This window comes from Undibacterium sp. 5I1, from assembly GCF_034314085.1.
In the GTDB taxonomy this organism is placed as follows: Bacteria; Pseudomonadota; Gammaproteobacteria; order Burkholderiales; family Burkholderiaceae_D; genus Undibacterium.
Map to the genome: position 1 here is coordinate 2197940 of NZ_JAVIWI010000001.1, position 15901 is coordinate 2213840.

13 protein-coding genes are annotated in these 15901 nt (G+C 46.9%); 7 read left to right on the forward strand and 6 right to left on the reverse strand.

Annotated features, from left to right (window positions below):
- Positions 1-7: 7 nt before the first annotated feature.
- From RGU72_RS09715 to RGU72_RS09730, 4 genes are all read right to left on the reverse strand, one after another.
- The gene (locus tag RGU72_RS09715) at positions 8-187 is read right to left on the reverse strand and encodes a Trm112 family protein (protein WP_322119531.1); all 180 of its coding nucleotides are present in this window, start codon (positions 185-187) and stop codon (positions 8-10) included.
- Positions 168-1199: a tetraacyldisaccharide 4'-kinase gene (gene lpxK / locus RGU72_RS09720; RefSeq protein ID WP_322121611.1), complete on the reverse strand. Its 1032-nt coding sequence runs from the start codon at positions 1197-1199 to the stop codon at positions 168-170. The genes RGU72_RS09715 and lpxK overlap by 20 nt, the downstream gene beginning before the upstream one ends.
- A 216-nt stretch (positions 1200-1415) precedes the next feature.
- Entirely contained in the window at positions 1416-1865 is a 450-nt protein-coding gene (locus RGU72_RS09725; protein ID WP_322119532.1) for a biopolymer transporter ExbD, read from the reverse strand.
- Positions 1865-2470, reverse strand: a complete 606-nt coding sequence (locus RGU72_RS09730; protein ID WP_322119533.1) for a MotA/TolQ/ExbB proton channel family protein — start codon at positions 2468-2470, stop codon at positions 1865-1867. The genes RGU72_RS09725 and RGU72_RS09730 overlap by 1 nt, the downstream gene beginning before the upstream one ends.
- Positions 2471-3531: 1061 nt before the next feature.
- Between RGU72_RS09730 and xseA the strand changes: the two genes are divergently transcribed.
- Positions 3532-4893: an exodeoxyribonuclease VII large subunit gene (gene xseA, locus RGU72_RS09735; protein ID WP_322119534.1), complete on the forward strand. Its 1362-nt coding sequence runs from the start codon at positions 3532-3534 to the stop codon at positions 4891-4893.
- Between the two features lie 411 nt (positions 4894-5304).
- Here xseA and RGU72_RS09740 read toward each other — a convergent pair whose 3' ends face one another.
- Complete coding sequence (locus RGU72_RS09740; RefSeq protein ID WP_322119535.1) at positions 5305-5844, reverse strand: DUF3455 domain-containing protein; 540 nt, start codon at positions 5842-5844, stop codon at positions 5305-5307.
- Positions 5845-6192: 348 nt separating this feature from the next.
- Between RGU72_RS09740 and sodB the strand changes: the two genes are divergently transcribed.
- From sodB to RGU72_RS09765, 6 genes are all read left to right on the forward strand, one after another.
- The gene (gene sodB / locus RGU72_RS09745) at positions 6193-6771 is read left to right on the forward strand and encodes a superoxide dismutase [Fe] (protein WP_322119536.1); all 579 of its coding nucleotides are present in this window, start codon (positions 6193-6195) and stop codon (positions 6769-6771) included.
- Between the two features lie 550 nt (positions 6772-7321).
- Positions 7322-8290, forward strand: coding sequence for a mechanosensitive ion channel family protein (locus tag RGU72_RS09750; RefSeq protein ID WP_322119537.1), 969 nt, complete (start codon positions 7322-7324; stop codon positions 8288-8290).
- A complete protein-coding gene (locus tag RGU72_RS21410) occupies positions 8227-8424 on the forward strand; it encodes a hypothetical protein (RefSeq protein ID WP_416200116.1) in 198 nt (65 codons plus the stop codon). Before RGU72_RS09750 ends, RGU72_RS21410 begins: the two co-directional genes overlap by 64 nt.
- A 48-nt stretch (positions 8425-8472) precedes the next feature.
- On the forward strand, positions 8473-10740 hold the full coding sequence (locus tag RGU72_RS09755) for a trehalose-6-phosphate synthase (protein ID WP_322119538.1): 2268 nt from the start codon (positions 8473-8475) through the stop codon (positions 10738-10740).
- Between the two features lie 8 nt (positions 10741-10748).
- Positions 10749-11552, forward strand: coding sequence for a trehalose-phosphatase (gene otsB / locus RGU72_RS09760; RefSeq protein ID WP_322119539.1), 804 nt, complete (start codon positions 10749-10751; stop codon positions 11550-11552).
- Positions 11553-11898: 346 nt separating this feature from the next.
- The gene (locus RGU72_RS09765; RefSeq protein WP_322119540.1) at positions 11899-13686 is read left to right on the forward strand and encodes a glycoside hydrolase family 15 protein; all 1788 of its coding nucleotides are present in this window, start codon (positions 11899-11901) and stop codon (positions 13684-13686) included.
- Positions 13687-13885: 199 nt separating this feature from the next.
- On the opposite strand, the gene RGU72_RS09770 is transcribed toward RGU72_RS09765, so the two are convergent.
- Complete coding sequence (locus RGU72_RS09770; protein WP_322119541.1) at positions 13886-15571, reverse strand: diguanylate cyclase; 1686 nt, start codon at positions 15569-15571, stop codon at positions 13886-13888.
- Between the last annotated feature and the right edge of the window lie 330 nt (positions 15572-15901).

The window sequence follows — 15901 nt, forward strand, 5'->3', positions numbered from 1 at the left end:
AGCCCGTTCAGACAGGTGGAAAAGCAGGCAACTGACGTGCCTGATCTACCCACATGATAGGAATATCGTCACGAATAGGGAAAGCCAGTTTGTCTGCATTACAGATCAATTCTTTTGCTGGCTTGTCGTACACCAGCGGGCCTTTGCACAAAGGGCAGACCAAGACATCAAGCAAGCGTGCGTCCATGTTGTTTCTCCGAAATCAGTTGAATTATATTTGCGACAAAAGCAGCATCGAGTTGCGCATCGACTGGCACTACCCAGAGTCGGGCATCTTGTTGCAATGCAGGGATTTGCCGACATTTTACTGCATCCTTTTCTGTCATCAGGATGATGTCGGCATCTATCTTCGCAAAACTTGTCGTAGTGAACGGGTGGTGATCAGGCAAAGCCAGCGTCGCGCATTCCACGCCAGCGGTTTGCAGCATGCTAAAAAAACGCTGTGGATTGCCAATACCTGCAGCGGCGGTGATTTTCAGCTTGCTGGCGCTGAGGGCAAGCAAGCTTTGTTGATGCTCGATGTTTCCAAGCTGATAAATTTGTTCTGGCACTAAGCGCATGCGGACAAAGGATTGGCCGATGCCGGACGGTGTGAATTCTGGCGGTGCATTTAATACCGTCACATCACGACGTCTGTGCACCGGCTCTCGCAGAGGTCCAGCAGGCAACATCCAGCCATTACCAGCACCACGTTGATCAAACAACACAATTTCAACATCTCTGGCGAGGGCGTAATGCTGTAAGCCATCGTCAGAAATGATTACATCTGTTGCCGGATGCAATGCCAGCAGCGTCTGCGCAGCCAACACACGCTGCCGTCCGACTACCACTGGGGATTGCGTACGCAGGTGGATCAGCAAAGGCTCATCACCAACAATGTGCGCTAAGGAATCTGCCTTCACCTCGGTAATGCTGTCCGCTTGTGCGCCATAACCTCTGGAAATCACGCCCGGCGTCCAACCAGCCGCTTTTAATTGTTGCACTAAAAAAATGACCAGTGGCGTTTTACCGGTACCACCGACAAAAATATTACCAACCACGACGACCGGCACTGCTAGACGTGTTTGCGGTTTGTAGCCCATCATGATCAGACCAAAACGAAAACTCACCAGCATCTGGAACAATTTAGCCATCGGCCATAGCAAACAGGCGAGTAAACCACGCCGCTGCCAGGCGCGCATCAAAACGGCTTCGAGCATTGAACGCAAGGAAAGTACTCCAGAGAAATAAGCAATCAGGTTAAAGCAAGAATGTATAGAAACATACTCCTTACCAGTACCAGCATCACGAAGGGGATTGTCCAAGTACCGTTTGGACAAATGAGCATCTAACTAAGATACTCCACCATTTCTCATATCAATACACAGCTAGCAATAATATATTGAGCCTGATGACGCTGATTGACTACTTCGTGATTATTTGGACTTAGCAGACGCCTGTGCGGCAAAGGTCACTTTCGCCAAACCAGCGATCCTCGCAGCCTCTAATACGTCCACCACTGATTGATGGGTAGTAGCCCGGTCAGCATTAATGATGATTACTGGATCAACTTTGGTACCCGTTTTACCTGCATCCATCGCCGTGACTACTTGTTTTAAATCTTCTGCCAATGTCGCCGTATCTAAAAACGACACTGGCTGATTATTGATTTTGTAGCGACCTTGGGCATCAATCCCGATATCGATCTGATTCGGCTTGTCTTGCGCTTTTTCTGCATCTGCCGTCGGCAAGGTGATTTGCAATTCTGTAAAACGGCTATATGTCGTCGTGACCATCAAAAAAATCAAAATTACCAGCAACACGTCGATGAAAGGGATCAAATTGATTTCGGGGTCTTCTCGCCCCTGACCTTTGCGGAAATTCATTATTTTCTCGCGCTGTGTACGGTATCAACAAATTTCACCGCCTGCTGCTCCATATCGACCACCAAGCTATCGACCAGTGCGCGGAAATGACGATAAAAAATCAAGGCGGGCATCGCAATCATCAGGCCAAAACCGGTGTTGTACAAAGCCACAGAAATACCATGAGCTAATTGCGCTGGATTGGCGCCGGAGGCATTTTGCGAGCCAAAAATCTCGATCATACCGACCACCGTGCCGAACAAGCCCATTAACGGCGCCAACGATGCGATCGTGCCCAGCGTCGTCAAAAAGCGTTCTAATTCATGCGCTACGCCACGACCAGCTTCTTCAATGGACTCTTTCATGACTTCACGGGGCGCGTTGACATTACGCAAACCAGCCGCCAGCACTTTTCCCAATGGAGAGTTATTGGACAATTGATCAATCACCTCCTGCTTGATTTTGCCAGCGTGATACACGCGGATCACTTCATCCAGCAAGGTGCGCGGCAAAATACGCTGACGGCGCAGGGACAAAGTACGTTCGATAATTAATGCCAGCGCGATAATCGACGCGACTAACAAAAGGTAAATAGGCCAGCCAGCCGCTTGAATAATGGCAAACAAAAGTGACTCCTTAGTCCTGGATTTGTAATGTGTGGAGGGAAAGCATCTAACCCCGCAATGTAGCGCGTTGTCTGCTTGCGAGCAAGTATCGTTGGCGAAAATCTTAAATTATCTTTTAGACAATCCGATAGTGTCGTCCGGTCGTGAAGTTAAGATAGTTTTGCACAAATTCTGTGTGCAAGATTGTGGATAACTCTGGGGTAGCTTGTTAAGCTTTTGATTTTAATCAGTTTTATCTTGCTGCTACAGAATTAAGCAGCGGCTTATCCGCAATTTTGATGGCGTAAGCAATCTCAAAACGAGATAAGTTCTGCACAGTTAATGTGGATAACATTGTGAACAAGGCAAGCAGATAACCCTAAGTGGCTGATTTATAAGCTAATTAACTTGCTGCTTAATTAACGGGCAAATTGATGTTTTTGTGGGTAAACCACTTACTTACGCCCGGTTATCGTTCGTAAGCCGCAAATTCACAGATCGTACCCAGGTTCTGCACATATTTTGTGGATAAGACTGTGAAGAAGCTTTGTGAATAACGCCAAGTCCATGATTTTTATAGCGATATAGAACATGCCTTTAAATTGAGCAAACAGGATAATATGACCCTTTTTGCTTAAGTTTTAAGCGCAACTGGATTTCGACATCTACTTATTCACAGGTAGCGACTATTTCTGCACACATTTTGTGGATAAGATTGTGCACAAACCCGGTGATTGTCGCTAAGTCATTGTTTTCATTAAATATTAGCTTACTGCAAATAAAATAGGCAGCAGATCAAGCTAATTGATGTCCAATCAAATCGCCATACTATTTTTGTATAACAAGATATAAGTACCCGCTGATACTGTGGATAAGTTTGTGAACAAGATCAAGAAGCTTCGCTAAAGTCCTTGATTTATAAGGATTTTCTTTTTTTCACCGCAATTTACTAAGAATAATATTCTTTTTAAAATCAATGACTTAAGAAAGACTCGGGAAATATTTTTGACATCATTAACACTTAATGACATTCTGATGACCAACCCTTCCCTCTGTGGACAGCTTTTGACTTGCTCAGCTTTATGAATCCAGAATCCCGTACTGAAACTCCAATATTGACGCCATCTGTAATCACAGTATCGGCGCTAAACCAAGCAGTTGCGCAATTATTAGAACGAAACATCCCACTGACGTGGGTTTCCGGCGAAATATCTAATTTCACCCGCGCCACCTCTGGACATTGGTACTTCACGCTAAAAGACGCGCAGGCACAAGTGCGGGCAGTCATGTTCCGTGGCCGCTCGCAATACGCAGACTTTATGCCGCGCGAGGGCGATAAAGTTGAAGTCCGCGCATTGGTCGGTTTGTATGCCCCGCGCGGCGATTATCAAATAAATGTAGAAGCAATCCGTCGCGCCGGCGTGGGTAATTTGTACGAAGCTTTTTTGCAGTTAAAAGCACAACTGGCAAAAGAAGGTCTGTTTGATCCAGAGCATAAGCGCCCTATTCCGCATTTTGTTAAAACGATAGGGATTGTCAGTAGTCCGCAAGCGGCGGCATTGCGCGATGTGTTGACCACGCTGCAACGACGCGCGCCGCATGTCAACGTCATCCTTTACCCTACACCAGTACAAGGCGAAGGTGCGGCAAATAAAATTGCGCAAGCAATTGCTACCGCCTCGGCGCGTGAAGAATGTGATGTGCTGCTGGTCTGTCGCGGCGGCGGAAGTATTGAGGACTTATGGGCATTTAATGAAGAAATCGTGGCGCGCACAATCAGCCATTGCGCGATGCCTGTAATCAGCGGCGTGGGCCATGAAACTGACTTCACCATTGCCGATTTTGCCGCCGATGTACGTGCGGCTACTCCTACGGCAGCGGCTGAATTAGCGGCAGCACCGCGTGAAGACTGGCTGGAAACGCTGCTGCAATACCGCATCCATCTGCAAAGGGGAATGCAAAGACAACTGGCGAATCAAAACCAGAATGTCGATTGGCTGACACGGCGTTTAGTGAGTCCGATCAACGCCATCAAAGCGAAAAAATTAGCTCTCGAAAGTGCTGTGCAACGTCTCAAATTTGCCAGTGCAATCCCACGCCAGCAGGCCCATGCCAGTTGGCATCAATTACGAACCCGGCTTCAAGGCAATCGGCCAGACATGCAGGCATATCGGGCCAATTTGCAAGAATCACAACGCAGGTTGAGCACCACTTTTAAGCATCAGACGGGTACTCAAAGAGTAGCGCTGGCGGGCTTAAAAGCGCAGCTAGAAATGCTCAATCCACAAAGAACACTGGAGCGCGGCTACGCTATTTTGAGTGACCGTAAAGGCAAACTAATACGCTCTGGTAAGGACTTGCATCCGAATAGCCAGATTACAGTGCGATTGGCTGACGGGACGACTGAGATCAGCGTGAATGGCGTGCAACCAAGTCTGGATTAATTTTTAACCCAGATTTTCCATTGGAACAGCGACAAGTGTGCCTTTGGCGAACTGACTGGCTAGACGCGACGACAACGCAAGCTGCATCTTGCTAGGAGGAGCGACAACGCCAGGCAGTTCGCCAAAGGTGCAATTGTCGCTTTAGCGCTGCCACTCAAATCGCGGTGGTGTTATCCCTCTGAAGACCGCACGCCATCTGCGTTTTTTGCGAAGTGGTAGCGGTCTAATGGAAAATCTGGGTTTAATTGAGCTGATTTATTTATACATCCCCAGCAAACCATATCGACAAAAAAAGGGATGCCAGCGGCATCCCCAAAGTACAGCGGCAAATGGATTTTTCAAATGCCGCCACTACATGATCGTCAAAGCGCACTTTATATCGCGACCATGATTGGTCGCAATATCTCTCGATTACATCGCTTTGTAAAAGTAATAATCTGCTTGATACTTGACCAACTTTTTAGCGCCAACATTGGCAGCAGCACAGCTATCTGATGGCGCAATGCCACCCATCGTATTTAGACGTTGGATATAGCTGATATCAGTCATCGCACCATTACCCATAGATGGATTAGCTTTAACCAATTGCAAAGGAATCGCATTGGCTGCGCCCGGGGTCACCGCCAATTGCTTACCAGTGACTTTGCTACCGTCATTGGCTTCCCAAGTCGGGCCAGCATAATATTTGCCCACCGCTTTACCGCTTTGATCTGACAACACGGCAGTCGGTCCAGCAAACACCCACTCATAAGCACCTGGCATCGCTGCTTTTACGCGGCATTCATACGTCAGATCGCCAGCACCAACCGCCATCATGACCAGTTTATTGCCTGCAGGTACAGCAACTGCGGCAGGCGCATCTGGTGCTTTCATCATAGAGCTCATAGAACTGCAAGCGGCCAAAGAGGAGATGAGTGCCGCGCCGGATAATAAGCGTAAAGAAGTTTTCATAACATTTTCCTAATGGTTTGTAGGCAAGATAGTAAATAAGGATACGTTTTCTGTTGATCTGCTCGTGATTTTGGCAGTCAGATAGAGATACGCAGCCAGATACCAATCGGTTTCAAATTCTTACAAATTCTTTACATATACTTACAAATCAAGTTTTAATGTTCTCCTTGGCAATTTTTTACGCGCATTCTTTGATGCACTATTGGCTCCCTTATTGAACACTATATTGGGAACAATTTTCCCTCTCACCATCTGATTTATTAACAATAAAATAGGAAGATGCAAGCTTGACGCGAAGCTATTACAATGGGGGTTTTCCCCCGAACCACGAACAACAAAGGATGCAAAATGGAACATACCCTACCGGCACTGCCCTATGCACTGGATGCACTCGCACCGCATATCTCTCAAGAGACTCTGGAATACCACTACGGTAAGCATCATCAGACGTATGTCACGAATTTAAATAATTTGATCAAAGGTACTGAATTTGAAAATGCTAGCCTGGAAGAAATCGTCAAAAAATCTTCTACTGGTATCTTCAATAATTCCGCTCAAATCTGGAACCACACTTTCTACTGGAACGGTCTGAAGCCAAACGGCGGCGGTGCTCCAACCGGTGCCTTAGCTGATGCAATCAATGCGAAATGGGGCTCCTTTGATGCCTTCAAAGAAGCCTTCACTAAATCCTGTATCGGTAATTTTGGTTCTAGCTGGACTTGGCTGGTCAAAAAAGCTGATGGCACATTAGATATCGTCAACACATCTAACGCGGCTACGCCATTGACTACGACAGACACACCATTAGTCACTTGTGATCTGTGGGAACACGCTTATTACATCGACTACCGCAATGCACGTCCAAAATATCTGGAAGCATTCTGGGCTTTGGTGAACTGGGATTTTGCGGCGGCTAATCTGGCTTAAAAAGCTAGCGTCAGTTTTCTGAGAAATGCATTGCTAATTAATCCAGCAATGTAGGAAATTCAGCTTAACTCTCGGCTCCAAAACAAATGGCTACTCGCTTCGGCGGGTAGCCATTTTTTTCATCTCTACTCGGCGTAACGATGAGTATAAAGATGTTATTTTTGCATCAATTCTACTCCATCCAAACTGTTGCACTTCGGCAAATTACATTTGTCCAAATATATTTTGCTATAATCGTTTTCCATTAACGTAGCAAAAGGTTAAAAAGACCTATCTACTTTCTTAAATAAAATACAACTCTTCTTGGAATAACAATACTTTACGCCGCCACTGCAGGACTGCATCAGCACCCAATATTGATCTGCGCAACCTGGCAACACACGGCAAATGACGTTGATCTTGCTCTACGCCGCTAACGATCAACACCGCTGCGTCTCTTCTATTGATGACGCGTCACGAATAACTAAGCACCAATCGCTGGCATTGCAGGTATTGCTTATGCATATCGTTTGCAAATCAACGACATCCTGCCTTTACACAAAGGATCGCTATGTTTTCATTTGAATATACATCTTATGATTTGACGCTCGCTGTCACTGTATTTTTGCTCACGTTGGTCGCCCTGCTGCTACTTAAAGCGTTTGCAACACACCAGCTTAAACGCTTAAAACTGAAAGAGCGATTACATTTTTTAGGCTATGTCGAACACATAGTAAAAGCGACCCGCTTACCGTTTTTAATCGGAATCTCCTTACTTGCAGGTATCAGTCAGCTCGATTTTCCGACCCGCATTGATCGCGGTTTGCATTTCGCCTGGATCATCATTCTTGTCACCCAAATTGCCTTATGGGGAACACGCATCATTAGTCTGATTGCCGATAACGCATTTTTACGACAAAGAGAAAACAATCCCGATGGCGCCACCCATTTAGTCTTGGCAGGAATGGTCGGTCGGATCATCTTGTGGATGATCGCCACCTTAATTATCTTGGACAATCTTGGATTCAACGTGTCCACTTTAGTCGCCAGTCTCGGTATAGGCGGTATTGCCGTGGCTCTGGCAGTCCAGAATATTCTGGGCGACATCTTTTCTTCTGTTTCTATTGCGCTCGACAAACCGTTTGTGATCGGCGACTTTATTGTGGTCGATAGCTACATGGGAACGGTCGAATATGTAGGCATGAAAACGACACGCTTGCGCAGCCTGAGCGGCGAACAAATTATTTTCTCGAACACCGAGTTACTAAAAAACAGAATTCGTAATTACAAGCGCATGCAAGAACGACGCGTCGTATTTAAATTTGGGATTGCTTACGAAACCCCACTGGAGCAGATAGAACGAATTCCAGAAATCGCAAAAAAATCGTCACGGGTCATCAGTTCAATATCCGGTTTGACCGCGCGCACTTCAAATCTTACGCAGACGGAGCACTGCAATTTGAGGTGGTGTATTACGTGCTCGATCCAGACTACAACGCCTATATGGATATTCAGCAAGCCATCAATCTGGCGCTGTTGAAACAGTTCCGCTCTCTCGGTGTCAGTTTTGCCTACCCAACCAGGACATTGCATGTCGTATCACCCGGTATGAATCACGGCCCGAATCGCGACATGAACCTCGGCGTTTTAAATCCAATTCCTTCTACGGTATAGAAAACCCTATAGAAAATTCTACATAAAGATCGACATAAAGGTCATTTGATGAAATTACGTTCACTAAAACTATCTTTTCGCTTCGTCGTTCCGCTGGCATTGGTGCTGGCGATGTTTGCCTATATTGTCGTTCCATTGATGGATGATTTGACCGTACGTTGGTTTGTCCGTGATCTAGAAATTCGCTCGCAATCATTAGCCAATGCTTTACAAGATCCTTTACTCGAATACGTACCGGCAGGCGCTAAAAAACGGATCGATCAATTGTTTGATCGTGCCATTGAAGATGAACGTTTATATGCACTGGGCTTCTGCGATGACAATGGCAAATTGCTATACAAGACCAGAACTTATCCAGACTCTATCGGATGCAGAGATGGGCTAAAGTCGCAAGGTCCGAATCGCTCACTCTTGCGCTTACCGCAAGGGACGGTACACATCTCTGAGCGCGAATTAATGCAAGACGGTACCTTACTTGGCAAGCTCATCTTAGTACACGATATGAGCTTTATTGAGCGACGCAGCGCAGATACAAAAAAATACGCCATCATTATTTTTGTCTTGTTAGCGATTGTGATTTCATTCATCACCGTACTGGTTGCACACATCAGTTTTTTGGGTTGGATGAACAGTGTCAAAAGTATTTTGCGCGGTGAATTGCTACCAAAAACAGAGTCAAGCATAAAAGAAAAAACACCGTCAGAAATGCAACCCCTGATGGGCGACCTGCAATCCTTACTACATGAATATCGCCAGGAGCGTCGCGGGCAAGAATCGCCTTCTCAATTATGGACACCAGACAAACTGAAGTCGCTACTACAAGTTGATTTGGCGGGCGATCAGGTACTAGTGGTGTCTAACCGAGAACCATATATCCATACAGAAACACCCAACGGCATCGTCGTTAAACGTCCGGCCAGTGGTCTGGTAACTGCGGTAGAGGCGGTAATGCGAGCCTGCTCGGGTACCTGGATTGCGCATGGTAGCGGATCTGGTGACAGGCAAACAGTTGATAGTAAAGATCATGTCAAAGTGCCGCCCAAAAACCCTAGCTACACCTTGCGGCGCGTCTGGTTAACGGAGCAGGAAGAAAAAGGATACTACTACGGCTTTTCAAACGAAGGTTTATGGCCGCTATGCCACATCGCACACGTGCGACCGGTGTTTCGCTCTTCTGATTGGGATCAGTATGTTGCAGTCAATCAGCGCTTTGCGGATGCAGTCATTCAGGAGGTCAGCAGGGACGACCCTGTTGTGCTGGTACAAGATTATCACCTCGCCTTATTGCCACGTATGGTGCGAGATGTTCTTCCCAAAGCGACCATTATTACCTTCTGGCATATACCTTGGCCCAACTCCGAATCGTTCGGCATTTGCCCATGGCGTGAAGAAATCCTTGACGGATTATTGGGCAGTACGATTCTGGGATTTCATACCCCCTTCCATCGCAAAAATTTTCTGGAAACCGTCGATCGATATTTAGAAACACGAATAGAAACCGAAGCCTCTACCATCACATGCCGGGGCGAACTCACACAAGTTGAGAACTATCCGATTTCGATTGCATGGCCAGAAGACGATACCGCCGATATTCTGACAGTCGAGGAATCTCGTGCTGAAATCAGAAAACGACTATCGTTAGCACCCGATCAGTTACTCGGCATCGGCGTTGACCGGCTCGACTATACCAAGGGTATTGTTGAACGCTTTGCAGCGGTAGAAAAAATGCTGGAAATGCATCCGGACCTCGTGGGCAAATTTACCTTCTTACAGATCGCGGCACCAAGCCGGTCTTCATTGGAGGAATACCAAAATTTTGAAACGAGGGTAAGAGCCTTGATGGATAAGATTAATCAACGGTTTTCTAGCGCTGATTACACACCGATTATCCTTAAAGCGGAGCATCACGAGCAGGACGAACTAACCACATATTACCGGGCTGCCGATGTCTGCATGGTCACGAGTTTGCATGATGGTATGAACCTCGTCGCCAAGGAGTTTGTCGCTGCCAGAATGGATGAGCAAGGTGTATTGATACTCAGCCAGTTTACCGGTGCCGCCCGAGAACTACATGAAGCTCTGATCATCAACCCATATCATATTGAGCAAGGCGCAGATGCACTCTACCGGGCGTTACGTATGCCACAAATTGAGCAGAGAGAGCGGATGCGCAGTATGCGTGCAATGGTCAAAGATTTTAATGTCTATCGCTGGGCGGGTCACATGCTGCTGGACGCCGCCCGCCTGCGTCAGCGCGAACGGGTAATGTCTAAAATTCACTCACATAGCCGCGCATCATTGCGCCGCGTTCAGTAAAGGGAATAATGTTAACTTCATTCTTTGATCAAGGTATGCACAGGCTCAACGACATCGTCAGACCTGGCATGCTATGCGCGTTTGATTTTGATGGCACCTTAGCGCCTATCGTGACGCAACCAGACAAGGCCAGTTTGCCGGCTCCTGTATTGCGGCGGCTAACCATCCTATCGGAGTACGCACCGATTGCGATTATCACGGGCCGCTCGATTGCGGATATTTGTACCCGGCTCGCATTTGTGCCGGACTATGTGATCGGCAATCATGGGATAGAAGGACTGCCCGGTGAGACGATAGATGCTGAACATTACAAAGCACTTTGCAATGAGTGGGAAGCCCGATTAAACGTGGCATTGCAAACGCATTCCAGCATAGACCCGGGGATCTGGATAGAAAATAAAACCTACTCGCTCTCAGTACATTATCGACTTGCCACGAATCGCACACTGGCCGAAAAACACTTGCTCGCTTTATTTGCACGCGTCACTCCAGAAGCAGATATCGGCACCGGAAAATGTGTCTTTAATCTCTTGCCACCAGGCGCACCGAACAAAGGTATCGCCTTGCAGCGCTTGTGTGAATCCTGCCAGGCACCTACCGCAATTTATGTCGGTGACGATATCACTGATGAAGATGTTTTTAACATGCACAGAAAAGACTGGCTAAGCTTGCGGATAGAGCGTTCGGACGACACTGCCGCAGAATTTTATCTGAATCACCGTCTGGATATTGTCAGATTACTGGACGAATTAATCGCCCGTTTAGCAACGATGCCGAAGTGGAAAAATGTAACCAGCGCCATGAGCGGCTGAGTCCGTTGGTGGAATAAATTGGGACGCAAAGAAAAACATAAACGCAGACACCAATCCGGTCAAAATACTTGACCGATTAATTCACCAATTAAATATACTCCCTATTAGTATATTTAATTGTCCATATAATTACTGGACAATAGAGCATATTTCACTAAATTAATGGGGAGTATATTAAATAAAACCTTTTTATGTACGAATAAGGATGGGCATTTAAGTAGGTAAACGGCTAACTAATCGGATCAACTTATTTCTCAATTCTCTATCGAGGTTTCAGGAAGACGGAAGAATATTTAAGCAGTAAATGAGCTTGCCCGATCAACGATTTTTGCAAAGGAATTTCAGCATGTCAACACTCAATCTTGGATTAATAGGCAACTCACGCACCAGCGCATTGATTGACCAAAAAGCGTCCATCGTCTGGTGGTGTTTTCCGGTATTTGATAGTGACCCTATCTGCTGCGCTCTGCTGCAAAAACAAGATCCTGAAAATGCATCAGGCCTGATCGATATCCAATTAGGAGATGCGGTATTGGTCAAACAAGAATATGAAAGAAACTCCGCCATCTTGAGCAGCCTCTTTGCCGATCCAGCCGGAAATAGTTTTGAAGTAATTGATTTTGCGCCGCGCTTTCGCATGCATGGCCGCCTGTTCTCACCTTCTATGCTGGTCAGAATTATTCGGGTTGTATCTGGTCGTCCACGGATTGCATTACGTATCAGACCGACTATCAATTATGGTCACGAACGTGCCGAAGTCCGCAGCGGTACCCATCATATTTCCTATCTAGGTGGCGAAGCACCGATGCGTCTGACAACGGATGCATCAATTTCTGCGATCCTGACCGAGCGCCCCTTCTTCCTGCAAGATAGCCTCACACTCATGATGGGGCCCGACGAAACGGTGAACGGATCACCGCATGATGTCGGGCGCTCGTTTTATGAACAGACATTGGATTATTGGCAGAACTGGGTACGCAATCTTGCCATCCCATTTGAATGGCAAGATGTCGTTATCCGCGCTGCCATTACCTTAAAACTAAATGCCTTTGACGATACCGGTGCGATCATTGCCGCCGTGACTACCTCAATACCGGAAGCAGCAAATAGTGGACGTAATTGGGATTACCGTTACTGCTGGCTACGAGATGCCTACTTTGTGATCAATGCCCTAAACCGGTTGGGTGCGACTGCGACGATGGAGCGCTATTTAGGCTACATACTCAACATCATTGCCGATACCCGCGACACGCCGATGCAACCAGTGTATGGCATTCGCAGAGAAGCAACGCTGACCGAAAATACCGCACCGGCATTGGCTGGCTATCGCGGGATGGGGCCAGTCCGGGTTGGTAATCTTGCGTATAACCAAATTCAAAACGATGTCTTTGGTGCCGCGATTATGGCAAGTACTCATGCGTTTTTTGATATGCGTCTGGCACGCCCTGCTGACCGGAAAATATTTGATGATCTGGAACGTCTGGGCGATCAGGCGATCCTCAGTTACAACACGCCTGACGCCGGTATCTGGGAGCTACGTGGCTCTAAACGTGTACATACATTTTCCAGCATCATGTGCTGGGCTGCATGCGATCGTTTGGCGAGTATTGCAGGCCAACTCAAGCTAGCTGATCGTGCACATTACTGGTCAAGTAATGCCAGCAAAATGCATCACCATATTTGCGAAGCTGCGTGGAATCCGGCAATGCAAAGTTTTGTCTCAACCTTCGGCGGCGAACACTTAGATGCCAGCTTATTGCTCATGGCGGAGTTTCAATTCTTACCGGCGACTGACCCACGCTTTATCAGCACAGTAAATAAGATCGGCACCGTATTACGTCGGGGTGATTTTTTGCTGCGATATGATGAAGAAGACGACTTCGGCAAACCAGAAACAGCTTTCCTGGTTTGTACTCTGTGGTGGATTTTGGCGCTGGCGCAAATTGGTGAAAAAGTGCAAGCCAGAGAATTATTTGAGAAAGTACTGACACATCGTAATCCGCTTGGTCTGCTAGCAGAAGATGTCGCGCCAGAAACAGGCGAGCTTTGGGGTAACTTCCCACAAACTTATAGTATGGTTGGCTTGATCCAGTGCGCCTCGCGCTTGAGTATGCCTTGGGATGAAGCCTATTAAAAAATAACACCCATCATGTCATGATGACGAAGGCGACAAACATAGTCCTATGTCGCCGTTTTGTACGCGCGAGTAATTGCATTATCAGCTTTGGCCGAACAACAAAAAATCTAATCTATTCGAGAAGATGCGTGAATATACGTGAATATCCGTGAACATACACGAGTCCTCAAATTATTAGCATGGGAATCATGCCTAATCATGTATCGTGCAATTCGTAGGCGACTTGATTGTGTCCCCGTCGCTTAGCGGCATTCAAATGCTGATCTGCTTCTGATAAGGCGACGCTGTCATTATCATGCTCAGTCAAGGCGATTGCGACACCAATACTGACGGTGACTTGCTCAACGACCGGCAATGTAGTTTGATTGACAGCATTGACAATTTTTTGTGCCATGGCGACTGCGGCAGGCAAATCGACCGCAGGCAATAAAGCGAAAAATCGCTCGCCGCCCAAACGTCCGACGACATCGGTGGAGCGCACGGCATGTCTGATGATGGCCGAGACCTCAACTAATACTTTATCTCCGGCCTCGTCTCCAAAACGCTCATTGATATTTTTTAAATGATCAATATCCATCATCAATACGGCATAAGGCACGCCAGTACGCTGCATACGGGCAAACTCGGAGAATAAGGTTTCATTGATAGACAAACGATTTGCGAGTCCGGTCAGCAAATCGCGCCGCGCCATATGGTGCAAAGCCTGATTGGCGGCAGCCAGCTCTGTAGTGCGCTCAGTGACTTTGCGTTCAAGTGACAAATTTGCCTCTAGTAAGGCTCTCTTGCGATACAAAAGCTGATCCGTCATACCGCTTAATGCATCAACTAGATCGCGGAGTTCGTTGGAACCCGCATTCGATTCTAATACGGCGTTTTCATCACCGCGCTCGATTTGTCTAGCAGTGCTTGCCAGCCGCTCCAACGGACTGCTGACTTTGGAAGCGACCCAATAAATACTACTGATAAAAAGAATCGCTGCGACGATCCCAAATAATAATAAAGTACGTCGTAATTCAGTCACTGGCGCTAGCGCTATCTCTGCCGGTTGCCTGACTACAATGCGCCAGTTGAGCGGACGTGTCGCAATCACCTCTGTGACGAGGATGGAGCTACTCAGATACGCTGTGTTACCACCCCAGTTATCCAGCACAAAATCTTTTCCAGATAACACCGGTGGTGGGATTTTTTGCGCATGCAATTCCGGTAGGTCTGGATAAATGATTTCATGATCTGCGTTCACGATAAAAATTTCCTGTTTATTCATGCGGGCATTTTTCGGTTCCAAGACACGAATTACATCACCCGCCCAACGCCAATGGGCATGCGCAGCTAGTACCCCACGCAGTACACCGTTATCATCGAATACGGGCGCTGCAAAATCGATAAACCGCACTGGCCCTTGACCCTCGCTCTGCGGTAAAAGCTTGGCCAATAATTTTGCCTCATGCAGATCGCCGACATAAGCCCCTTCTTTGCCACGCTTAAACCAAGGGCGTTCTGCGACGCTGTTACCTTCTAGCAAACCGGCAGCGGCAGATTGGACTATGCCAACAGTGTCTGCGACACCAAGCCAGCTGTAGTAAGGGTAAGAACGCCGCAAGCGATTGACGGCATCTTTTGTATCGCTGCTAGACAATGGCAATCGACGGAAGACGGGACTACCTGCCATTAACTCAATCTCTCTTTGCCGCTCTTGCAGATTGGCAGTCAGCACTGCAGATACCGCAACTGCCAGATCCCTGACTGCATTCCCACGTTCGATAATCAATCGCTCAGAAAACACGTGATTCACATGGTAATAAACAGGGACGCCGATCAGCAACGCTAGTCCACCAAATAAACCGACCAGGCGACTTTTAAAACTATTGGGTAAGAGATTCATGAGAGCTGCCATCAAGTTTTTCAAGAGTTGCATATGTATCATCAGTCAGACCAAAGCACCGCTGTCGACACTGCAAAAAATCAGTGCTGATGTAAGCTTGAATATAAGCTTGAATATAAGCTTGAATATAAGCTTGAATGCAGGTGCAAATGCAGGTGCGAGACATAGAATCAAGCCTGATGAAAATCACGGCATGCAGAAAAATTGATGTAATTATTGTACGCCGTCTCCTCCACTTTGGTTAAATAGGCAAGACAATAATGCAAATAAATGTTAAGCACGTTTTTGCCTTAGCCGCGTTACATCAAATGCGATGAAATAATTTCGTCT

Bases quoted from the DNA above. Each gene is read 5' to 3' on its own strand.
- RGU72_RS09765 (WP_322119540.1), top strand. From the start codon at position 11,899: ATGTCAACACTCAATCTTGGATTAATAGGCAACTCACGCACCAGCGCA.
- otsB (WP_322119539.1), top strand. From the start codon at position 10,749: ATGTTAACTTCATTCTTTGATCAAGGTATGCACAGGCTCAACGACATC.
- RGU72_RS09770 (WP_322119541.1), bottom strand. From the start codon at position 15,571: ATGAATCTCTTACCCAATAGTTTTAAAAGTCGCCTGGTCGGTTTATTT.
- RGU72_RS09715 (WP_322119531.1), bottom strand. From the start codon at position 187: ATGGACGCACGCTTGCTTGATGTCTTGGTCTGCCCTTTGTGCAAAGGC.
- RGU72_RS09740 (WP_322119535.1), bottom strand. From the start codon at position 5,844: ATGAAAACTTCTTTACGCTTATTATCCGGCGCGGCACTCATCTCCTCT.
- sodB (WP_322119536.1), top strand. From the start codon at position 6,193: ATGGAACATACCCTACCGGCACTGCCCTATGCACTGGATGCACTCGCA.
- RGU72_RS09755 (WP_322119538.1), top strand. From the start codon at position 8,473: ATGAAATTACGTTCACTAAAACTATCTTTTCGCTTCGTCGTTCCGCTG.
- RGU72_RS09725 (WP_322119532.1), bottom strand. From the start codon at position 1,865: ATGAATTTCCGCAAAGGTCAGGGGCGAGAAGACCCCGAAATCAATTTG.
- RGU72_RS09750 (WP_322119537.1), top strand. From the start codon at position 7,322: ATGTTTTCATTTGAATATACATCTTATGATTTGACGCTCGCTGTCACT.
- lpxK (WP_322121611.1), bottom strand. From the start codon at position 1,199: ATGCTCGAAGCCGTTTTGATGCGCGCCTGGCAGCGGCGTGGTTTACTC.
- xseA (WP_322119534.1), top strand. From the start codon at position 3,532: ATGAATCCAGAATCCCGTACTGAAACTCCAATATTGACGCCATCTGTA.